Origin of the sequence: Streptomyces luomodiensis (genome assembly GCF_031679605.1) — a bacterium.
Taxonomy (GTDB): Bacteria; Actinomycetota; Actinomycetes; order Streptomycetales; family Streptomycetaceae; genus Streptomyces; species Streptomyces luomodiensis.
On the sequence record NZ_CP117522.1, the window covers coordinates 2,554,703 to 2,574,994 of the forward strand.

Consider the following 20,292-nt stretch of genomic DNA (forward strand, 5'->3'; position numbering starts at 1 on the left):
ACCGTGACTCCCGCACCCCCGCCGCTCACTTTCTTCGCCCACCTGTCGGTGCACGTGGACGCCCCCTACGACCTCGGGGAGGCGCCCGACGGCCACCGCCGGCTGGTGCCCCTGACCGGGGGCCGCTTCGCGGGGCCGGACGTGCGGGGCACCGTCCTGCGTGGCGGGGCCGACAACCAGGTCCTGCGCACCGCCACCCTGACCGAACTCGACGCCCAGTACGCCCTGGAGACGGATGAGGGCGAGCGGATCGCGGTGCACAACACCGGCATCCGCTCCGGCAGCCCCGAGGACATCGCGGCCATCGTCCGGGGCGAGGAGGTGGCGCCGGAGCGGATCTACTTCCGCAGCTTCCCCCGCCTGGCCACCGCCGCCCCCAGGCTGGCCTGGCTCAACGAACGTCTCTTCGTCGCGACCGGGGAGCGCCGGCCGGACAGCGTGGAGCTGGATGTCTTCCTGCTCGGCTGACCACTGGCCCTGCCCCGAGGACGCCGCCCCGGTAGCACACCGAGGGCGGCGTCTTCGGCTCATGGGCGCCTTGCAGGCACGAATTAACCGGACCCGAGACGGATCGGCATGGTTCACTGCCGACGGACACCTACACGACCGAAGGGGAGTCGCCCGTGCCGCACGAGATTGATCCGTCCTTCCTCGCGCTGCCCCTGCGGGCGCTCGCCGACGCGGCGCTCGCGCGCGCCCGCGCGCTCGGGGCCGAGCATGCCGACTTCCGGCTCGAGCGGGTGCGCAGTGCCGCGTACCGGTTGCGGGATGCCAAGCCGGCCGGGACCTCGGACATCACCGATCTGGGGTATGCGGTGCGGGTGGTGCACGGCGGGGCGTGGGGGTTCGCGTCCGGGGTGGATCTGACCATGGACGCGGCGGCGCGGGTCGCCTCCCAGGCGGTGGCGATGGCGAAGCTGTCGGCCAAGGTGATCGAGGCGGCCGGGTCCGATGAGCGGGTGGAGCTGGCGGACGAGCCGGTGCACGCCGACAAGGTCTGGGTCTCCTCGTATGACGTCAATCCCTTCGATGTGGCCGACTCCGACAAGACCGGGCTGCTCGCCCAGTGGAGCGAGCGGCTGCTGGCGGCCGACGGGGTGGCGCACGCGGACGCGTCGCTGCTGACCGTGCAGGAGAACAAGTTCTACGCGGACACGGCGGGCACCACGACCACCCAGCAGCGGGTGCGGCTCCATCCGCAGCTGACCGCCGTGGCCGTGGACCCGGCGAGCGGTGAGTTCGACTCGATGCGCACCCTGGCCCCGCCGGTCGGGCGCGGCTGGGAGTATCTGACCGGAGGGCCCGGTGCGGGCGGCTGGGACTGGGACGCCGAGCTGGCGGAGATCCCGGAGCTGCTGGCCGAGAAGATGCGGGCGCCCTCGGTCGAGGCCGGGACGTACGACCTGGTGGTGGATCCGTCCAATCTCTGGCTGACCATCCATGAGTCGATCGGTCACGCCACCGAGCTGGACCGTGCGCTGGGCTACGAGGCGGCGTACGCGGGCACCTCCTTCGCCACGTTCGACCAGCTCGGGACGTTGAAGTACGGCTCCGAGGTCATGAACGTCACCGGGGACCGGACGGCCGAGCACGGGCTGGCCACCATCGGGTACGACGACGAGGGGGTGGCCGCGCAGTCCTGGGATCTGGTCAAGGACGGCACGCTCGTCGGCTACCAGCTGGACCGCAGGATCGCCCGGCTGACCGGTTTCGAGCGGTCGAACGGCTGCGCCTTCGCCGACTCGCCCGGCCATGTGCCGGTGCAGCGGATGGCGAATGTGTCGCTGCGGCCCGCGCCCCACGGTCCCTCGACGGAGGAGCTGATCGGGGACGTCGAGAACGGTCTGTATCTGGTCGGCGACCGCTCCTGGTCGATCGATATGCAGCGGTACAACTTCCAGTTCACGGCGCAGAGGGCTTACCGGATCAGGAACGGGGCTCTCGCCGGGCAGCTGCGCGACTTCGCCTACCAGGCCACGACCACCGACTTCTGGGGTTCGATGACGGCCGTCGGCGGCCCGCAGACCTACGTCCTGGGCGGCGCCTTCAACTGCGGCAAGGCCCAGCCCGGACAGATCGCGGCCGTCTCGCACGGCTGCCCGTCGGCACTGTTCCGCGGCGTGAACATCCTCAACACCACCCAGGAGGCCGGGCGATGAGCACCAAGCCGCATGAGATCGTCGAGCGCGCCCTGGAGCTGTCCCGCGCGGACGGCTGTGTGGTGATCGCGAACGAGACCTCCACGGCCAATCTGCGCTGGGCGGGCAACGCCCTGACGACCAACGGCGTCACCCGCGGCCGCACCCTGACCATCGTGGCCACGGTGGACGGCGCGCGGGGCACCGCCTCGGGTGTGGTGTCCCGGTCCGCGGTGACCGCCGAGGAGCTGGAGCCGCTGGTGCGGGCCGCCGAGGCGGCCGCGCGCGGCGCGGAGCCGGCCGAGGACGCCCAGCCCCTGGTGGCTGCCGGTCCGGGAGCGTCCGTCTCGCCCGGCTTCACCGACTCCCCCGCCGTGACCTCCTCCGAGGTGTTCGCCGACTTCGCCCCCGTCCTCGGCGAGTCCTTCGCGGCCGCCCGCGCGGGCGGCCGGGAGCTGTACGGATTCGCCCACCATGAGCTGGTCTCCAGCTATCTGGGCACCTCCACCGGGCTGCGGCTGCGCCATGACCAGCCCACCGGCACGCTCGAGGTCAACGCCAAGTCCCCGGACCGGACGCGTTCGGCCTGGGCCGGGCGGGCCACCCGCGACTTCACCGATGTGAACCCGGCCGCGATCGACGCCGAGCTCGCCCAGCGGCTCGCCTGGGCCGAGCGGAGGATCGAGCTGCCGGCCGGCCGCTACGAGACGCTGCTGCCCCCGAGCGCCGTGGCCGACCTGCTGATCTACCAGATGTGGTCCGCCTCGGCGCGGGACGCGGCGGAGGGCCGTACGGTCTTCAGCAAGCCGGGCGGCGGCACCCGGATCGGCGAGAAGCTGTCCGAGCTGCCCCTCACGCTGCGCAGCGACCCGGCCGCACCGGGGCTGGAGGCGGCGCCGTTCGTGATCGCGCACTCCTCCGGGGACGACGCGTCGGTCTTCGACAACGGGCTGCCGCTGGCCGCCACCGACTGGGTCCGCGACGGGGTGCTCGAGCGGTTGATCACCACGCGGCACACGGCCGGTCTCACCGGGCTGCCGGTCGCCCCCGCCGTCGACAACCTGATCGTGGACGCGGGCGGCACGCGCTCGCTGGAGGAGATGGTCGCCTCGACCGAGCGGGGGCTGCTGCTGACCTGCCTGTGGTACATCCGCGAGGTCGACCCGGCGACGCTGCTGCTGACCGGGCTGACCCGGGACGGCGTCTACCTCGTGGAGAACGGCGAGGTGGTCGGCGAGGTGAACAACTTCCGGTTCAACGAGTCCCCGGTGGATCTGCTCTCCCGGGCCACCGAGGCGGGCCGCACCGAGCGGACGCTGGCGCGTGAGTGGAGCGACTACTTCAACCGGGCCGCGGCGCCCGCGCTGCGCGTGCCGGACTTCAACATGAGCTCGGTCAGCAAGGGAGTGTGACTGGTCCCGCCGGCCCCGCCGGTCCCGCCGGCCCCGCCGGTCCTGCCGCTCGGGCAGGACCTGCCGCTCGGGCAGGACCGGCCGCTCGGGAGGACCTGCCGCCCCGGCCGGCCGCCCCGACCGGACGAATAGACTGGTCCACGCCTGTCCCGATCTCTTCCCTATCCGTTTCGTCTATCTCCAGGAACGCCATGACACGCCTCGGCGAATCCGTCGCCCGCGCCAGTGAGCTCCTCACCCAGGACCTCTCCTCCGACAAGACCGTCGAGCGGCTGCTCGAGGAGACGGGCTCGCGGCGCTATCTCGATCTGACGGACCTGTCGCCGCTGGAGCAGGCCGAGCTGATCGCGTCCCGTACGGTCGAGATCCTGCCCGGTGTGGAGGAGCTGGCCAAGCGGATCGAGGAGCGCGTCGGCGCCGGCCAGGGCCTGGGCATCAAGCTGGGCATCGACCCGACGGCCGCCGATGTGCATCTGGGCCATGTGGTGCCGATGATCATCCTCAACCGCTTCCAGCGGATGGGACATGACGTCACCCTGCTGATCGGCGACTTCACGGCCAAGATCGGCGACCCGTCGGGCCGTACGGCGGAGCGCCCGCCGCTGACCGACGAGGACATCGCCCGGAACCTCGCGGGCTACCAGGACCAGGTCCGGCCCTTCTTCGACTTCGAGAAGGTCAGCTTCCGGCAGAACAGCGAGTGGCTGGCACCGTTCACCTTCCCCGAGCTGCTGGGGCTGCTCTCCCAGGTGCCGGTCTCGCAGCTGCTCCAGCGCGAGGACTTCCGCAACCGGCTGGCCGCCGGCTCCGGCCTGACCATGTCCGAGTTGCTCTACCCGATCGCGCAGGCCCTGGACTCGGTGGCCCTGGAGTGCGATGTGGAGCTGGGCGGCGCGGACCAGCTGCTCAATCTCCAGATGGGCCGCAAGCTGATGGAGCTGCGCGGGCAGCGGCCGCAGCTGGTGGTCACGATGCCGCTGATCGAGGGCACGGACGGCACCGGCGCGAAGATGTCCAAGTCCAAGGGCAACTACGTCGCGCTGTCCGCGACCGCCGACGACGTCTTCGGCAAGATCATGTCGATTCCGGACCGGCTGATGAAGCCGTACCTTCAGGCGTGGACCGAGTGGACGGACGCGGAGATCGCCACCGTGACCGCCCGGGTGGAGGACCGGTCGCTGCACCCGATGGACCTGAAGAAGGTCCTGGCGGGTGAGGTGGTGGCGGCGCTGTACGGCGTCGAGAAGGCGATGGCGGCCCGTGCGGGCTTCGTCGCCCAGTTCTCCAAGAAGAGCTTCGCCGACGTCGGGACGCTGCCGGTGGTCGACGCCGGGGAGCACGGCGCCGAGTCCATCGCGACCGTGCTGAGCAAGGTGCTGGAGTTCCAGCCCAGCGCCTCGGCCGCCCGCCGGGTGGCCAAGCAGAACGGTCTGCGGCTGGTCGTCGAGACCGAGGGCGGTCAGGAGTCGGTGGTGCTGCCCGAGGCCCAGGCGGTGCGGCCGCTGGCCGAGGTGGTCACGGAGACGCTGGCGTCCACCGGGCTCACGGCGGACTCCGGCACGGTCTACCTCAAGGCCGGGCGCAAGATCGCCCAGGTGCGGGGGGTGTAGCCCGCCCGCTCCGCTACGAGCCGAAAGCCCCCCGTCAGGGGCCGCAGCAGGGGCCGGTGCGCGTCTCCAGCACGTGCGCCGGCCGCCGCGCGTATGGGCCGTATGCACATGGCCGTATGCATATGGACGTATGCGCACGAACCGATGCGTATGGGCGTATGCGTATGGGCCGTATGCGTACGGTCACCCTCACGACGCGCCCCCGCTCCCCGGCCGCCGTCGGTCAGGTCACACCACGTCTGCGTCCGCCACTGCGGATGGTGTGCCACAGCGGAGTGCCCAGGGCGACGATCACCACGGCCCCCGCCAGCTGGAGCAGATGCCGGATCCAGTCGAAGCCCCCGGTGTGCCGGACCCCGATCCAGCCGGCCACCGCATTGCCCAGCATGCCGCCGAGGATGCCGTAGATGCAGGTGAGCCAGAGCGGAATGGCCTGTTTGCCGGGCAGGATCGCCCTGGCGATCACACCCAGGATCAGACCGACGATGATCGCCCATAGCCAGTTCATGTCGCCTCCTGACACGCAGCGAAGGGATGCGACGGGACGCACATCCCTTCCAGTGTTCGGCCACTTCGGATACGGCGCACGCCGGAGGGCCGGTACGCCTTCTGGCGCACCCAGGACGACACCCGTCAGGGCGCCCCGGTCTCGAACCGACAGCAGGCGCGGCGTAACGTTGAGTACGTCCCAGAGCGGGGGATGCCCGCTCGGCGAGCAGGTGGTGGAACGTGATGCGGAAGCAGGGCGGTACGGAGGTCTTCCGGATCACCGGAGCCCGGCAGGGGCTGGCCGACGACGTACGCGGCCGGCAGCGGCGTTATGTGATCTCGATGTCGGTGCGGACCGTCGCGGTCGTGCTGGCGGCGGTGTTGTGGAACGTGGAACGGCATGTGGCCATCGTGGCCCTGGTGCTCGGCGCGGTGCTTCCGTACATCGCGGTGGTGATCGCCAACGCGGGCCGGGAGAACGCCACTTCCTTGCCCACGACCTTCATCCCGACCCCGCCCCGTCCGATGCTGATCGCCGGGCGCGGTGAGGAGCCGTCCGATTCCCGTGGGGCGGAATCCGTCCCGGAGGACCTCGGACATATCAGCGAACCTGGACGCGGCGAGCGCGGCTGACCTGCCAGGTTTCCGCAAGCTCAAGAAAACCTCAGATCAATCGCGCAGTTCCGGTGCACCGCGCCCTATCCCTCGTGACATACTGCGTACGCGCTCCGCATCCCCCGTCGGAGCGACGGACCGACGCCGGGCGGCTCCCCCCGTGGCTGCCCGGCGTCGCCCTGTCCGGCGGGTCTTCCGTAGAGTCTGCGGTGTGAACACCCCTGAGACCACCGCCGAGACCGACACCGTGATCTGCTCCGCCAAGGGCTGCCGTGCCCCCGCCGTATGGGTGCTGGCCTGGAACAATCCCAAGATCCACACTCCGGAGCGGCGCAAGACCTGGCTGGCCTGCGAGGAGCACCGCGAGCATTTGTCTAAGTTCCTCGGGATGCGTGGCTTCCTCAAGGACGTGGTGACGCTGGAGGAGTGGTCGGCCACCGACCACTGACACCGTTCCCGCGGACTCAGGAAAACCTCAGATCAATCGCGCGGTTCCGGTGAACCGCGCCCCGTCGCCCGTGCCATACTTCCTGGCGTTTCCGAAGCGCGCCCCTCGCGGCAGGCCCGCTGAATCCCTCAGCGAGGCTGCTGGAGGAGCGAGGAGGAAGTGAGTGAGTGGTCGGAGCGACACGAAACCAAGCGGGCCAAGGTGGACCGATGCCGAGAGGTGGCAGGTCTATCTGGCGGCGGCAGGGCTGTTCGTGGCAGTCATCGCCACGGTGGGACAGTTCGTGCGGTAGCGGTTCAACGCAGGAGACGGTCGCGACCGGATCCGCACACGCGGAAGCCCGGTCGATAGCTAGGCGACCGGGCTTGTGAACCGCGCAGGAGGGTCTGGCTCGGGGTGCCACCCGGGTCGGGCCCTCCCGTGTCGACACGAGGAATATACCGAACCCAGGTCACCGTGGAGCCGGTTCCGGCGGCCTCGGTGGCTCCGATGGCTCCGCCCGGAAGGGCCTGGGCGGCGGTTCCGCCCAGGGTGCGGGGCCGCCCCGGAGGGTGTCAGCCGCCGATCGCCGACATCGGGCGGTCGGGCTGGAGGAACGACGGGTCGTCGAGCCCGGAACCGGCCTTCTTGCCCCACATCGCCAGCCGCCACAGCCGGGCGATCTCCTCGTCCGGGACGCCGGAGCGCAGCGCTCCGCGCAGATCGGACTCCTCTCGGGCGAACAGACAGGTGCGCACCTGCCCGTCGGCGGTGAGCCGGGTGCGGTCGCAGGCGCGGCAGAAGGGGCGGGTGACGGAGGCGATGACGCCGACCCTGGCCGGGCCGCCGTCGACCAGCCAGCGCTCGGCGGGCGCGGAGCCGCGCTCCTCGTTCCCCTCGGGGGTGAGGGTGAAGCGGGTGCGCAGGCTCGCCAGGATGTCCCCGGCGGTGATCATTCCCTCGCGCTTCCAGCCGTGCTGGGCGTCGAGTGGCATCTGCTCGATGAAGCGCAGCTCATAGCCGTTTTCCAGGGCCCAGGCGAGCAGCTCGGGGGCCTCGTCGTCGTTGAGTCCGGGCATCAGCACGGCGTTGACCTTCACCGGGGTCAGCCCGGCGGTGTGCGCCGCCTGGAGGCCGCGCAGCACATCGTCATGGCGCTTGCGCCGGGTCAGGGCCTGGAAGACCTCCGGGCGCAGCGTGTCGAGCGAGACATTGACCCGGTCCAGACCCACGTCGCGCAGGGCCTGGGCGGTGCGCTCCAGCCCGATGCCGTTGGTGGTGAGGGACATCTCGGGGCGCGGGGTGAGGGCCGCACAGCGCTCGACGATGCCGACCAGACCGGGGCGCAGCAGTGGCTCACCGCCGGTGAAGCGGACCTCGGTGACCCCGAGCTCGGTGACGGCGATCCGGATCAGCCGGACGATCTCGTCGTCGGTGAGCAGATCCGGTTTGGCCAGCCACTGCAGGCCCTCTTCCGGCATGCAGTAGGTGCAGCGCAGGTTGCAGCGGTCGGTCAGGGAGACACGCAGGTCGGTGGCTACGCGACCATAGGTGTCGATCAGCATGGTGCGGCCCCTCCGCGGTTGGCGTCGCGTGCACTGTGGTCAATTGTCCACGGTGGTCAATTGTCCTTCTGGCAGCGTACGTGACGGGTGTGACAGGGAGGGGCCGCAGGAGTGGCCCAAACGGTTCAGCGGCCCAAGCGGTTCAGCGGCCCAGGCGGTTCAGCGGTCCAGGCGGTTCAGCGGCCCAGGCGGCTCAGTGGGCGCCGTGTCCGGTGAGCGAGCGGACCTCCAGTTCGGCGTACTTGTCCTTGTCCGGCTCCTCCTTGGAGACCAGGGTGCCCACCCAGCCGAGCAGGAAGCCCAGCGGGATGGAGATCAGGCCGGGGTTCTCCAGCGGGAACCAGTGGAAGTCCACATCCGGGAACATCGAGGTCTCCTTGCCCGAGACGACGGGCGAGAAGAGCACCAGGAAGACCGAGGAGATCAGTCCGCCGTAGATGGACCACAGCGCGCCCTGGGTGGTGAACCGCTTCCAGAACAGGCTGTACAGGATGGTCGGCAGGTTGGCGGAGGCGGCGACCGCGAAGGCGAGCGCCACGAGTCCGGCGACGTTGAGATCCCGTGCGAAGACCCCGAGGACCACGGCGACGGTGCCGATGCCGACGGTGGCCCAGCGGGCCGCCGAGATCTCCTCCTTCTGCGTCGCCTGGCCCTTGCGGATGACGTTGGCGTACAGGTCGTGGGCGAAGGAGGACGAGGAGGCGAGGGTGAGTCCGGCGACCACGGCGAGGATCGTCGCGAACGCCACCGCGGAGATCACCGCGAGCAGGATGGCGCCGCCGGTGGAGTTCGCCCCGCCGCCGACCTCCTCGGCGAGCAGCGGAGCGGCGGTGTTGCCGGACTTGTTGGAGGCGATGATGTCGTCGCGGTCGAGCAGCGCGGCGGCGCCGAAGCCCAGCGCGATGGTCATCAGGTAGAAGACGCCGATGATGCCGATGGCCCAGTTGACCGACTTACGGGCGGCCTGGGCGGTGGGCACGGTGTAGAAGCGGATGAGGATGTGCGGGAGTCCCGCGGTGCCCAGCACCAGGGCGATGCCGAGGGAGAGGAAGTCGAGCTTGCTGGTGGCGTTGATCCCGTACTTCAGCCCCGGCTCCAGGAACGACTCCCCGATGCCGCTGTTCTTGGCCGCCTCGCCGAGCAGCTCGGAGACGTTGAAGTGGAACTTCAGCAGCACCAGGAAGGTGATCAGGAGCGTGCCCGCGATCAGCAGTACGGCCTTGACCATCTGCACCCAGGTGGTGCCCTTCATGCCGCCGATGGTGACGTAGAGCATCATCACGACGCCGACGAGGACGACGATGAGGATCTTCCCCGCCTCGCTGGTGATGCCCAGCAGCAGGGAGACCAGCACGCCGGCGCCCGCCATCTGTGCCAGCAGATAGAAGATCGACACGACGATGGTGGAGACGCCCGCGGCGGTGCGCACCGGGCGCTGGCGCATCCGGTAGGCGAGGACGTCGCCCATCGTGTAGCGGCCGGAGTTGCGCAGCGGCTCGGCGACCAGCAGCAGGGCGACCAGCCAGGCGACGAGGAAGCCGATCGAGTACAGGAAGCCGTCGTAGCCGGAGAGCGCGATGGCGCCGGCGATGCCGAGGAAGGACGCGGCGGACATGTAGTCGCCGGAGATGGCGAGGCCGTTCTGGAAGCCGGAGAACTGGCGGCCGCCGGCGTAGAAGTCGGTGGCGTCCTTGGTCTGCCGGCCCGCCCATACGGTGATGGCGAGGGTGGCCAGGACGAAGACCGCGAAGAGCGTGACGATCAGCGGCCGGTTGTCCGAGGTGCTCCCGGCCGCGAGCAGATGGTGGCTCATGGACGCTCCTCCACAGGGGTCTTGCCCGTACTGGGCTTGTCCAGACGGGACTTGATCGCCTCGGCGCGGGGGTCGAGCTTGGCGGCGGCGTGCCGGGAGTACCACCAGGCGATGAGGAAGGTGCTCAGGAACTGGGCGAGCCCGAACACCAGGGCCACGTTGACATGGCCGACGACCTTGGTGCCCATGAAGCCGTCCGCGTAGTTGGACAGCAGGACGTAGAGCAGGTACCAGCTGACGAACGCGATGGTGAGCGGGAAGGCGAACGAGCGGTGGGCACCGCGCAGTTCGCCGAACTCCGCGCTCGCTTGCACCTCGGCGTAGGGTGAACGGTCTTGTTGCCGCTGATCGTCGGGGCGATCGCTGGCCGGTGCGGTATCCACGGTCTCTCCTGGTGAGGTGGGTCCGAGCGGGGATGGAAACGGCGGCGCGAAGTGATCCGGATCACGCATGGTAGGGCGACGCCGACCCGTACGACAGGGGCCGGTTGATTGAAAGAGGGATAAGAATTCGGCGGAGGGATCGGCTCCGGGTACTGTGGCGGGTTTTCTTCCGGAATGCATTGATGCCCGACCTTGATCAGCGATAGCTTCCTTCGTCATGTACCCGCCCAAGCGCGCACTGCGTTCGGGCGGCCCTTGAGGACGAAGTGGAGACCCCATGCCTCAACCGAGATCGGCTCCTCCAAGACCCGGACGGCGGGCTTTTGACGGTCCGTCGGCTCCGCACGCTCCGCATGACCCCTTCACCACTCCCCGCCGTCTCTCCCCCGGTCCCGCGGCGTCCCGGGGTGTCACGACGGCGAGCGGGATCCGCGCCATGAGGGCGCGCACATTCGCTGGTGCGGATGACCCCGGCCGGACCACGGCCGTTGACCCGGCCCCCAGGGCCGCCGCCCGCGCCCGGGGGCTCCGCGTCCCCCGAGTGGCGCGCTGAGCGCGCGTCCGCGCCCCCGGTCCGGAACGCTGTCGATCCAGCCCGGTCCGTCGGCCCAGGTCCCCCTCAGCCACGTTCCCGCCACGTCTGGCCCACGTGTCACCCCGTCGCACCCCATCTCACCCCGTCTCACCCACGTCGAGAGAACCGGAGTACCCATGACGCCGCGCCGCACCTCCCTGCCGCTGCGCACCGCCGCGATACCCGCCGCCATGGCGCTCACCACCGCGCTGGCCTTCCTGCCCACCACCGCCACCGCTCTCGGGCGGGACGGCGACGCCACCACGGCCACCACGGCCACCACGGCCGACGGTCCGTCGCTGAGCTATGTCGTCAACACCCGTCCGGGGCAGGACCCGTCCCGGATCCGCAAGGCCATCACCCAGGCCGGCGGCACGGTGGTGGAGTCGTACGACCGGATCGGCGTCATCGTCGTCCACTCCGCCAACCCGGACTTCGCGAAGACCGTCCGTAAGGTCCGCGGCGTCGCCTCCGCCGGCAACACCCGCACCGCCCCGCTGCCCGCCCAGTCCACCGACGACATCGACACGCCGAAGCTGCTGAGCGACAAGGAGCGGCAGGCGGTGGCGGCGAAGGCCTCGGCCGGGCAGGACCCGCTGGAGCCACTCCAGTGGGATCTGCCGGCCATCAAGGCGGACAAAGCACATGAGAAGAGCCTGGGCAGCCGGAACGTCACCGTCGGGGTCATCGACACCGGCGTGGACGACACCCACCCCGATCTGGCGCCCAACTTCGACCGTAAGGCGTCCGTCAACTGTGTGACGGGCAAGCCGGACACCACCGACGGCGCCTGGCGGCCGAGCGCCGAGGAGTCCCCGCACGGTACGCATGTCGCGGGTGAGATCGCCGCCGCGAAGAACGGCATCGGCGTCACCGGGGTGGCCCCGGGCGTCAAGGTCTCCGGTATCAAGGTGTCCACGACCGGCGGGTTCTTCTACACCGAGGCGGTCGTCTGCGGCTTCGTCTGGGCCGCCGAGCACGGTGTGGACGTCACCAACAACAGCTATTACACCGACCCGTGGTACTTCAACTGCACCACGGACCCGGACCAGAAGGCCCTGGTCGAGGCGGTGCGCCGGGCCTCGTCGTACGCGGAGCGCAAGGGCGTGGTCAACGTGGCCGCGGCGGGCAACGAGAACTACGACCTGACCTCGGACACCATCACCGACCCGTCCAGCCCCAACGACACCACCCCCGGCGACCGGGAGGTGGACCCGAGCGTCTGCCTGGACATCCCGACCCAGCTGCCGGGCGTCGTCACCGTGGCCTCGACCGGCGCCAAGGGGCTCAAGTCCTCGTTCTCCAACTACGGCCTCGGGATCATCGACATCGCGGCCCCCGGCGGCGACAGCACCGCCTACCAGAAGCCGGAGCCCCCGGCGACCAGCGGCCTGATCTACAACACGCTGCCGGGCGGGCAGTACGGCTACATGGCGGGCACCTCGATGGCCTCGCCGCATGTGGCCGGTGTCGCGGCGCTCATCAAGAGCACCCATCCGCACGCCTCCGCGGCGCAGGTGAAGGCGCTGCTCAAGGCCGAGGCCGACGACATCGCCTGCCCGACCGAGTACGACATCGACGGCAACGGCACGGTCGACGCGGTGTGCGAGGGCGGTGAGCGGTACAACGGCTTCTACGGCGCCGGGCTCGCGGACGCCCTGGACGCCGTCGAGAAGTAACCGGCTGACACAATGCACGGGCCGCCGGGGCGACTTCGCCCCGGCGGCCCGTACGCGTCCCCCATGAAGCCGCGAGAGGACCTCGTTTCCGTGCACCCCCACGACCTCTGGGGACCGCTGCCCCCGCGGCCGGCCTTCTCCCTGCTGATCCGGTTCGTACTGACCGTGCTGCTGCTGCCGGTGTGGTGGGTGCTGGTAGTGGTGATCTTCCTCGCCTTCATCGCCGCCGCCCTCGTGGGCGAGATCCTTACGGTGATCCCCGGGTTCGAGAGGGGCTTCCTCCGGCTGATGGACGCGTTCGGGGACAAGGTGGCGGTGTGGCCCGCCTGGTGCGTGACGCTCCCGGAGCTGCGGCACGAGGGCGACGCGGCCTTCTACCGGGCGCGGGTGGACCACCGCATCGCCACGTGGACCAGCAAGGAGCTGGCCGCCCAGAAGGCGCGGAAGGCCCCGCCGCCGGGCCCGCACGACATCACGGTGCGCGAGTACCGCGGGGTGGGCGCGGGCTATGTCGTCCAGGCGGCCCGCGCCCAGGGCTGGGAGCTGAGCCATGACCGCCCCTCGGACCCGCTGCGCGTGGTCCGGCTCAGGCGGCTTCCCGTCCCGGCCTGACGAGCGCCCCTGCCGGCCCGGGGCGTGAGGCCCCGGCGCGTAGCACCCCCGCCGTCAGCAGCCACTGGGCGGCGGCATAGGTGGCCATGATCCAGAACTGGGGCACCGGCGGCCGCGGCCAGTCGGCGAGCCCGGCCGCGATCAGGGTGTCGGAGAGCAGGAACAGCGCCCCGCCGAGCCCGGTCCACGGGCCCGCCCCGAGCGCGCCGAGGCCCATGGCCGTCAGCAGCAGGCTGTAGCCCGCGACGGGCAGCCGCAGCTCCGGCGCGAGACCGGGCCACAGCAGCGCCACCGTGCCCAGCCAGGCCGCCCCGTATCCGGCGGCCGCCCGGAGCGCCGTACGGCGCCGTACGGTACGGGCGAAGAGCGCCAGATAGCAGAGGTGTCCGGCCGCGAAGCAGCCCATTCCGGCCAGGAACGCGATCTCGCCGCCGATCTGCAACAGCACATCCCCGCCGCAGCCGCACAGCAGCGCGGCGGGGAGCGGCCACGGCCCGCCCCGCACCAGGGCCCAGGCGGCGAGGACGGGCATCAGGGCGGGCTTGGTGAACTGGACGGCGGTGGTGGCGCCCGCCAGGAGCGCGCCCAGGTGAACGGCGGTCAGCAGCGCGAAGCAGACCGGCAGGGCCCGCGCCGCGCGCCCGGCGGCGGCCGTCATCCCACGCGCTCGCCGGCCGGCTCCGGGTGCCCGGCCTCCGGGGCCGGTCCTGGCTGCCAGCCCGGCCCCCTGAAGACCCGGCCCGCCCGTTCGCGCCAGTCCCGCGCCGCCGCGATGTCGCGGGCGATGGCCGCGTACTCGTGCGTGGCCACGCGCAGCGGGTTGTAGGTGGCGATGTTCTTCGTCAGACCGTAGACGGGCCGCTCGGTCTCGGGGACGAACGACCGGAAGAGCCGGTCCCACACGATGAGGATGCCGCCGAAGTTGCGGTGCAGATAGCCCCCTTGGGAGGCGTGGTGGACACGGTGGTGCGACGGGGTGTTGAACAGGAACTCCACGGGGCGCGGCAGGGTGCCGATCCGCTCGGTGTGGATCCAGAACTGGTAGACGAGGTTCGCCGACGAGCAGAACGCCACCGCCGCCGGATGCACCCCGAGCGCGATCATCGGCACGTAGAACGGCCATACCGTCCAGGTGGTCCACGGCTGCCGCAGGGCGGTGGTGAGGTTGAACTTGCGGCTGGAGTGGTGCACCACGTGGCACGCCCACAGGACGCGGACGACGTGGTGCCCGCGGTGCGACCAGTAGTACAAGAAGTCCTGGACGAGCAGCATCAGCGGCAGCGTCCACCACATCACCGGGACGCGCAGCGGGGTGAGTTCGTAGACGGCGGTATAGATCGCCATAATCGGGATCTTCCACACCAGGTCGAAGACGATGCTGCCGAGCCCCATGGTGACGCTGGTCGCGGCGTCCTTCACCGCGTAGCCCTCGGCGTCCTCGTCGGGGTGGAGGCGATAGCTCACCATCTCCACGACGGTGAGCAGGACGAAGGCCGGTATGGACCACAGCACGGCATTGGGCAGATGCGGCATGTCCGCAACATAGAACCGCCCGTAAGGCCACGGCTAGGGTTGGTTACCAACAAGTACGGTAGATGGTGTGTCAACAAGGCGACGGCTGCCCCAGGGGCTTCGCCCGACACCCCGTCAACCCGAGGCCGCGCCCGTCCCGACCGGCCCGCCCGTCAGGGCTGTCGGTGACGGCCCGTATCCTCATGGACCATGCTCGAAGACCCGACGGCAACCGCACCGCACCCCGTCCCGCCGTCCGCATGGCCGGCCAGCTATCCGCAGGGGTACGCGGTCGTCGACGTGGAGACCACCGGCCTCGCCCGCGACGACCGGATCGTCTCCGCGGCGGTCTATCAGCTCGACGCCCGGGGCGCGGTGCAGGACCACTGGTACACCCTGGTCAACCCGCAGCGCGATCCGGGCCCGGTGTGGATCCACGGCCTCACCGCGGAGATGCTCGCCGACGCCCCGCGCTTCCCCGAGATCGCCGGGGAGCTCTCCGAGCGCCTCGCCGACCGCGTCCTGGTCGCGCACAACGCCGCCTTCGACTGGTCGATGCTCGCTCGTGAGTACGCCCGCACCAAGAGCACCGCGCCCGTGCGGCAGCGGCTGTGCACCATCGCCCTCTCCAAGGAGCTGGGCCTGCCCCTGCCCAACCACAAGCTGGAGACCCTCGCCGCGCACTACGGCGTGGTCCAGCGGCGCGCCCACCACGCCCTGGACGACGCGCGGGTGCTCGCCGAGGCGTTCCGGCCCAGCCTCCTCCGGGCCGCCGCGACCGGGCTGCGCCTGCCGCTGCTGGCCTGCCAGCCGCTCACCGAGTGGTCCGACGGCCCGGCGATCGGCCACCAGCGGTCGTACCGGCAGACCTGGCGCCCCAGCCGCAAGCGCCCCGCCTGCCCCTATCCCAACCCCGGGCGCTACGAGCCGGGCGGGCAGCTGGTCCAGGGCATGCGGGTGGCGTTCTCCGGGGACACCTCGGTCGACCGCGAGCTGCTGGAGGACCGGGCGATCGAGGCCGGGCTGCACGTGGCCACCAGCGTCTCCCGGCTCACCAGCGTGCTGGTCACCAATGACCCCGAGTCGCCCACGTCCAAGACCGCCAAGGCCCGCTCCTTCGGCACGCCCATCATCGACGAGGCGGCCTTCATGCAGCTCCTCCAGGACGTCACCCCCGCGCCGCCGACAAACAGGTGAAGTCGGCGCGACGCGCCCGCCCGCCGCTCGCCCGCCACCGCGCGGGGCCGCACGCTGAGGCGCATGGCACGTTGTGAGGTCTGCGGAAACGACTACAGCATGGCGTTCGAGGTGCACGCGCAGGGCAGCGTGCACGTCTTCGACTGTTTCCAGTGCGCCATCCACCGTATGGCGCCCATCTGCGAACACTGCCGGGCCCAGATCATCGGGCAGGGCGTGGAGGCGGACGGCCACTTCTACTGCTGTGCGCACTGCGCGCGGGCGGAAGGGAAGGTGGGCATCGTCGACCATGTGTGAACCCGGCCACCTGCGTGGATTGTCCCGGGGCCGCCCCCACCGGCCGAGGGACAATCCACGCCGAGTAGGGTCAAGGACGTGTACCGCTTCCTGTTGACCCGGCAGTGGGTGATCCTCACACTCGTGGCCCTGGCCCTGATCCCGACGATGATCAGGCTGGGTTTCTGGCAGCTGCACCGCCATGAACACCGGGTCGCGCAGAACCAGCTCATCGGGGACAACCTCGACGCCCCCGCCGTGGCCGTCGAGAAGCTCACCTCCCCCGGCCGTACCGTCCCGCGCGACGACACCTGGCGCACGGTGACCGCCACCGGCAGCTACGACACCGCCCACGAGGTCGTCGTCCGCCAGCGCACCGGCTCCGACGAGCAGTCCATCGGCTACTTCGTGCTCACCCCGCTGCTGCTCCCCGACGACCGCGCGGTCCTGGTCAACCGGGGCTGGATCCCGGCCGGCACGGACCTCACCCGATTCCCCGACGTGCCCGCCGCCCCCTCCGGCAAGGTCACCGTCACCGGCCGGCTGAAGGCCGACGAGACCACCGGCAACAGCGGCATCAAGGACAAGCAGGGGCTGCCGCCGCGCCAGGTCTCGCTGATCAACAGCGAACAGCAGGCGAAGGTCCTGTCCCGGCCCGTCCTCGGCGGCTACATCGAGCTCACCTCGTCCTCCCCCAAGGGCGGCGGCAAGCAGCCCCAGCCGGTCGCCGCGCCCAACCACAGCGACATCGGCCCGCACATGGCCTACGCCATCCAGTGGTGGCTGTTCTCCGCCGGTGTGCCCATCGGCTGGGTGGTGCTGGCCCGCCGCGAGCGCCGGGACCGCGCCGAGGAGGCCGCGAAGGCCGCCGCGGCCACCCCCGAGAAGGTCCCGGCCACGGCCTCGGCGGACTAGGGTCCCGCTTCCCGGGAAGGCGCCCCGACATGGCTCAGCGCATCGACGACTACGCCCTCATCGGTGACCACCAGACGGCGGCCCTGATCAGCCGCCACGGCTCGATCGACTGGCTGTGCCTGCCCCGCTTCGACTCACCGGCCTGCTTCGCCGCGCTCGTCGGCGACCACGACAACGGGCACTGGCGGCTCGCCCCCAAGGGCGCGGGCGACTGCACCCGCCGCCGCTACCTCGACGACTCCCTCGTCCTGGAGTCGGTCTGGGAGACCGGGACGGGCACGGTCAAGGTCATCGACTTCATGCCGCAGCGCGACCGCGCCCCCGACGTCGTCCGCATCGTCGAGGGCGTCTCCGGCAGCGTCGAGATGCTCGGCGTCCTCCGGCTGCGCTTCGACTACGGCCGGGTCATCCCCTGGATGCGCCGCACCGACGGCCACCGGATCGCGGTCGCCGGACCCGACTCCGTATGGCTGCGCTCGGAGCCCGAGGTCCGCACCTACGGCAAGGACTTCAGCACCCGCTCCGAGTTCACCGTCTCGGCCGGGGACCGGGTGGCCTTCGTACTCACCTGGCACCCCTCCCACGAGCCCCGCCCTCAGCTCGTCGACCCGTACGACTCCCTCCGCTCCAGCCTGGCCGACTGGCGCGACTGGGCCGCCCGCTGCCGCTACCAGGGCCCGTACCGGGACGCCGTCATGCGCTCCCTGATCACCCTCAAGGCGCTCACCTACGCGCCGAGCGGCGGTATCGTCGCGGCCCCCACCACCTCGCTGCCCGAGGAACTCGGCGGGGTCCGCAACTGGGACTACCGCTACTGCTGGCTGCGCGACTCCACCCTCACCCTGAACGCCCTGCTCCGCGCCGGCTACCAGGAGGAGGCCGCCGCCTGGCGCGACTGGCTGCTGCGGGCGATCGCCGGCGACCCGGCCGAGCTACAGATCATGTACGGCCTCGGGGGCGAGCGCCGCATCCACGAACACGAGCTCCCCTGGCTGGAGGGGTACGACCGCTCGGCCCCCGTCCGGGTCGGCAATGGCGCGGTCGACCAGCGCCAGCTCGACGTCTACGGCGAGGTGCTCGACACCTTCCACGTGGCCCGCGCCGCGGGGCTGCCCGCCGAACCGCACGCCTGGAAGATCCAGACCGCGCTCATGGACTTCCTGGAGTCCGCCTGGCGCGACCCCGACGAGGGGCTGTGGGAGGTCCGCGGGCCCCGCCGCCACTTCGTCCACTCCAAGGTCATGGCCTGGGTCGCCGCCGACCGCGCCGTCCGCGCCCTCGAGGCCCACCCCGAGCTGAGCGGCGACGCGGACCGCTGGCGCGCCATGCGCGACGCCGTCCACCAGGAGGTCTGCGAAAAGGGCTACGACCCCGCGCGGTCCACCTTCACCCAGTCCTACGGATCCGCCGAGCTGGACGCCGCGACCCTGCTCATCCCCCGCGTCGGCTTCCTCCCCGCCACCGACCCCCGCGTCACCGGCACCATCGACGCGATCCGCCGCGAGCTCAGCGAGGACGGCCTGATCCGCCGCTACACCACCGACGGCGGTGTGGACGGCCTCCCCGGCTCCGAGGGCGCCTTCCTCGCCTGCTCCTTCTGGCTCGCCGACGCCCTCCAGCTGGCCGGCCGCCACAAGGACGCCCGGACGCTCTTCGAACGCCTCCTCACGTTCCGCAACGACGTCGGACTCCTCGCCGAGGAGTACGACCCGGCGGCCGGCCGGCAGCTCGGCAACTTCCCCCAGGCGTTCAGCCACATCGGGCTGGTGGGGACCGCCCTCACCCTCGCGGAAGGGCCCAGGGCAGACTGACCCCATGGATCTTGGACTCAAAGACCGCGTGTACATCGTCACCGGGGCCACCCGCGGGCTCGGCCTCGCGACCGCCCGTGAGCTGATCGCCGACGGCGCGAAGACCGTCATCACCGGCCGCGACGCCGACACGGCGGCCGCCGTCGCCGCCGACCTCGGCCCGAACGCCGTCGGCGTCGCCGCCGACAACGCCGACCCCGAGGCCGCGGCCCGTCTGATCGCCACCGCCCGCGAGCGCTTCGGCGGCTTCGACGGCATCCTCATCAGCGTCGGCGGCCCGCCGGCCGGATTCACGGCCGACCTCACCGACGCCCAGTGGCAGAGCGCCTTCGACTCCGTCTTCCTCGGCGCCGTCCGCCTCGCCCGCACCGCCGCCGAGCAGCTCTCCTCCGGCGGCGTGATCGGCTTCGTCCTCTCCGGCTCCGTCCACGAGCCGATCCCCGGCCTCACCATCTCCAACGGCCTGCGGCCGGGCCTCGCCGGTTTCGCGAAGTCCCTCTCCGTCGAGCTCGGCCCCCGCGGCATCCGCGTCCTGGGCCTCCTCCCGGGCCGCATCGCCACCGACCGCGTACGCGAGCTCGACAGCCTCTCCGGCGACGCGGACGTGGCACAGGAGCGGGCCTCGGCCTCGATTCCGCTGCGGCGGTACGGGACGCCGGAGGAGTTCGGCAAGTCCGCCGCGTTCCTCCTCTCCCCGGCCGCGTCGTACCTCACCGGCCTGATGCTCCCCGTGGACGGCGGCGCCCTCCACGGCATCTGAGGACCTCCACCCTGGCCGCATGGCCTCCCCCAGCCCCCCGGTGCCGCCTGCTTCCCGGCCGGACCTCCGGATGCGGACCGTGGACGCCTCCGGCGACCGTCCCCCACCCCACCCCTCCCCGAACCGAGGGGCTCCGCCCCCCGGCCCCCGCCGGGGCTCCGCCCCGGACCCCGCTAGCGACGGCCGACGAGACGGGAGGGGCGGGGAACCGCACCCGCGCCACCGGGCGAAGCCGAGGCCAGGCACGCGTCCGAGACCACCGGGGGGGTCGCCGACGAGGCGGGAGGCGGCGGGGGCCGCGCCCATCCCACCGGACGAAGCCGAAACCGGGCACGCGTCCGGGACGAAGACGAGAACGGACGGGGCCGCACCCACCCCACCGGACGAACCCGGCACCGGGCAGGCACTCAGGGCCGCCGAGGCGCGCACGCCGACGAGACGGGAGGGGGCGGGGAACCGCACCCGCGCCACCGGGCGAACCCCGAGCCGGGCGGGCACTCAGGG

Annotated in this window: 19 protein-coding genes; 13 read left to right on the forward strand and 6 right to left on the reverse strand. The window is 71.3% G+C overall.

Annotated elements, in window-relative coordinates; genetic code table 11:
• The first annotated feature begins 3 nt into the window (after positions 1-3).
• The 4 genes from PS467_RS10945 to tyrS all read left to right on the forward strand — a co-directional run bounded on the left by PS467_RS10945 (position 4) and on the right by tyrS (position 5,160).
• Positions 4-468, forward strand: coding sequence for a DUF3237 domain-containing protein (locus PS467_RS10945; RefSeq protein ID WP_311035105.1), 465 nt, complete (start codon positions 4-6; stop codon positions 466-468).
• A 155-nt stretch (positions 469-623) separates the two neighbouring features.
• The gene (locus PS467_RS10950; protein ID WP_311035106.1) at positions 624-2,159 is read left to right on the forward strand and encodes a TldD/PmbA family protein; all 1,536 of its coding nucleotides are present in this window, start codon (positions 624-626) and stop codon (positions 2,157-2,159) included.
• Positions 2,156-3,550, forward strand: a complete 1,395-nt coding sequence (locus PS467_RS10955) for a metallopeptidase TldD-related protein (RefSeq protein WP_311035107.1) — start codon at positions 2,156-2,158, stop codon at positions 3,548-3,550. Before PS467_RS10950 ends, PS467_RS10955 begins: the two co-directional genes overlap by 4 nt.
• A 191-nt stretch (positions 3,551-3,741) precedes the next feature.
• Positions 3,742-5,160, forward strand: a complete 1,419-nt coding sequence (gene tyrS, locus PS467_RS10960) for a tyrosine--tRNA ligase (RefSeq protein WP_311035108.1) — start codon at positions 3,742-3,744, stop codon at positions 5,158-5,160.
• Between the two features lie 223 nt (positions 5,161-5,383).
• Here tyrS and PS467_RS10965 read toward each other — a convergent pair whose 3' ends face one another.
• Complete coding sequence (locus tag PS467_RS10965) at positions 5,384-5,668, reverse strand: GlsB/YeaQ/YmgE family stress response membrane protein (RefSeq protein WP_268971250.1); 285 nt, start codon at positions 5,666-5,668, stop codon at positions 5,384-5,386.
• A gap of 224 nt (positions 5,669-5,892) precedes the next feature.
• On the opposite strand from PS467_RS10965, the gene PS467_RS10970 reads away from it, so the two are divergent.
• Positions 5,893-6,282 carry a DUF3099 domain-containing protein gene (locus PS467_RS10970; RefSeq protein ID WP_268971251.1) on the forward strand — a complete coding sequence of 130 codons (390 nt, stop codon included), beginning with the start codon at positions 5,893-5,895 and terminating at the stop codon, positions 6,280-6,282.
• 193 nt (positions 6,283-6,475) lie between these two features.
• Entirely contained in the window at positions 6,476-6,712 is a 237-nt protein-coding gene (locus tag PS467_RS10975; protein WP_311035109.1) for a hypothetical protein, read from the forward strand.
• A 554-nt stretch (positions 6,713-7,266) separates the two neighbouring features.
• Here PS467_RS10975 and moaA read toward each other — a convergent pair.
• From moaA to PS467_RS10990, 3 genes are all read right to left on the reverse strand, one after another.
• A complete protein-coding gene (gene moaA / locus PS467_RS10980) occupies positions 7,267-8,256 on the reverse strand; it encodes a GTP 3',8-cyclase MoaA (protein ID WP_311035110.1) in 990 nt (329 codons plus the stop codon).
• Between the two features lie 193 nt (positions 8,257-8,449).
• On the reverse strand, positions 8,450-10,069 hold the full coding sequence (locus PS467_RS10985) for a monocarboxylic acid transporter (protein WP_268971254.1): 1,620 nt from the start codon (positions 10,067-10,069) through the stop codon (positions 8,450-8,452).
• Positions 10,066-10,452 (reverse strand): DUF485 domain-containing protein, encoded by a 387-nt coding sequence (locus tag PS467_RS10990; protein ID WP_311035111.1) that lies wholly within the window; start codon positions 10,450-10,452, stop codon positions 10,066-10,068. The genes PS467_RS10985 and PS467_RS10990 overlap by 4 nt, the downstream gene beginning before the upstream one ends.
• Positions 10,453-11,163: 711 nt before the next feature.
• Between PS467_RS10990 and PS467_RS10995 the strand changes: the two genes are divergently transcribed.
• Both PS467_RS10995 and PS467_RS11000 read left to right on the forward strand, forming a co-directional pair.
• Positions 11,164-12,705 (forward strand): S8 family peptidase, encoded by a 1,542-nt coding sequence (locus tag PS467_RS10995; protein ID WP_311035112.1) that lies wholly within the window; start codon positions 11,164-11,166, stop codon positions 12,703-12,705.
• Between the two features lie 63 nt (positions 12,706-12,768).
• Positions 12,769-13,317 carry a hypothetical protein gene (locus PS467_RS11000; RefSeq protein WP_311035113.1) on the forward strand — a complete coding sequence of 183 codons (549 nt, stop codon included), beginning with the start codon at positions 12,769-12,771 and terminating at the stop codon, positions 13,315-13,317.
• Here the strand turns inward: PS467_RS11000 and PS467_RS11005 are convergent.
• A complete protein-coding gene (locus PS467_RS11005; RefSeq protein ID WP_311035114.1) occupies positions 13,292-13,975 on the reverse strand; it encodes a lysoplasmalogenase in 684 nt (227 codons plus the stop codon). The two genes, PS467_RS11000 and PS467_RS11005, sit on opposite strands and share 26 nt — an antisense overlap.
• Positions 13,972-14,850, reverse strand: a complete 879-nt coding sequence (locus tag PS467_RS11010) for a sterol desaturase family protein (RefSeq protein ID WP_311035115.1) — start codon at positions 14,848-14,850, stop codon at positions 13,972-13,974. Before PS467_RS11010 ends, PS467_RS11005 begins: the two co-directional genes overlap by 4 nt.
• A gap of 189 nt (positions 14,851-15,039) precedes the next feature.
• Between PS467_RS11010 and PS467_RS11015 the strand changes: the two genes are divergently transcribed.
• The 5 genes from PS467_RS11015 to PS467_RS11035 all read left to right on the forward strand — a co-directional run bounded on the left by PS467_RS11015 (position 15,040) and on the right by PS467_RS11035 (position 19,788).
• Complete coding sequence (locus PS467_RS11015; RefSeq protein WP_268971260.1) at positions 15,040-16,026, forward strand: DEDDh family exonuclease; 987 nt, start codon at positions 15,040-15,042, stop codon at positions 16,024-16,026.
• Positions 16,027-16,089: 63 nt separating this feature from the next.
• Positions 16,090-16,323 (forward strand): metallothionein, encoded by a 234-nt coding sequence (locus tag PS467_RS11020; RefSeq protein WP_311035116.1) that lies wholly within the window; start codon positions 16,090-16,092, stop codon positions 16,321-16,323.
• 78 nt (positions 16,324-16,401) lie between these two features.
• Complete coding sequence (locus tag PS467_RS11025) at positions 16,402-17,217, forward strand: SURF1 family cytochrome oxidase biogenesis protein (RefSeq protein ID WP_311035117.1); 816 nt, start codon at positions 16,402-16,404, stop codon at positions 17,215-17,217.
• Between the two features lie 29 nt (positions 17,218-17,246).
• Positions 17,247-19,028, forward strand: coding sequence for a glycoside hydrolase family 15 protein (locus PS467_RS11030; RefSeq protein ID WP_311035118.1), 1,782 nt, complete (start codon positions 17,247-17,249; stop codon positions 19,026-19,028).
• Positions 19,029-19,032: 4 nt separating this feature from the next.
• The gene (locus tag PS467_RS11035; protein ID WP_311035119.1) at positions 19,033-19,788 is read left to right on the forward strand and encodes an SDR family oxidoreductase; all 756 of its coding nucleotides are present in this window, start codon (positions 19,033-19,035) and stop codon (positions 19,786-19,788) included.
• The last annotated feature ends 504 nt before the right edge of the window (positions 19,789-20,292 follow it).

Excerpts from the sequence above, each read along its gene's own strand:
- PS467_RS10955 (WP_311035107.1), top strand. The coding sequence starts at position 2,156 with ATGAGCACCAAGCCGCATGAGATCGTCGAGCGCGCCCTGGAGCTGTCC.
- tyrS (WP_311035108.1), top strand. The coding sequence starts at position 3,742 with ATGACACGCCTCGGCGAATCCGTCGCCCGCGCCAGTGAGCTCCTCACC.
- PS467_RS10965 (WP_268971250.1), bottom strand. The coding sequence starts at position 5,668 with ATGAACTGGCTATGGGCGATCATCGTCGGTCTGATCCTGGGTGTGATC.
- PS467_RS10970 (WP_268971251.1), top strand. The coding sequence starts at position 5,893 with ATGCGGAAGCAGGGCGGTACGGAGGTCTTCCGGATCACCGGAGCCCGG.
- moaA (WP_311035110.1), bottom strand. The coding sequence starts at position 8,256 with ATGCTGATCGACACCTATGGTCGCGTAGCCACCGACCTGCGTGTCTCC.
- PS467_RS10985 (WP_268971254.1), bottom strand. The coding sequence starts at position 10,069 with ATGAGCCACCATCTGCTCGCGGCCGGGAGCACCTCGGACAACCGGCCG.
- PS467_RS10995 (WP_311035112.1), top strand. The coding sequence starts at position 11,164 with ATGACGCCGCGCCGCACCTCCCTGCCGCTGCGCACCGCCGCGATACCC.
- PS467_RS11000 (WP_311035113.1), top strand. The coding sequence starts at position 12,769 with ATGAAGCCGCGAGAGGACCTCGTTTCCGTGCACCCCCACGACCTCTGG.
- PS467_RS11005 (WP_311035114.1), bottom strand. The coding sequence starts at position 13,975 with ATGACGGCCGCCGCCGGGCGCGCGGCGCGGGCCCTGCCGGTCTGCTTC.
- PS467_RS11010 (WP_311035115.1), bottom strand. The coding sequence starts at position 14,850 with ATGCCGCATCTGCCCAATGCCGTGCTGTGGTCCATACCGGCCTTCGTC.
- PS467_RS11015 (WP_268971260.1), top strand. The coding sequence starts at position 15,040 with ATGCTCGAAGACCCGACGGCAACCGCACCGCACCCCGTCCCGCCGTCC.
- PS467_RS11020 (WP_311035116.1), top strand. The coding sequence starts at position 16,090 with ATGGCACGTTGTGAGGTCTGCGGAAACGACTACAGCATGGCGTTCGAG.
- PS467_RS11030 (WP_311035118.1), top strand. The coding sequence starts at position 17,247 with ATGGCTCAGCGCATCGACGACTACGCCCTCATCGGTGACCACCAGACG.
- PS467_RS11035 (WP_311035119.1), top strand. The coding sequence starts at position 19,033 with ATGGATCTTGGACTCAAAGACCGCGTGTACATCGTCACCGGGGCCACC.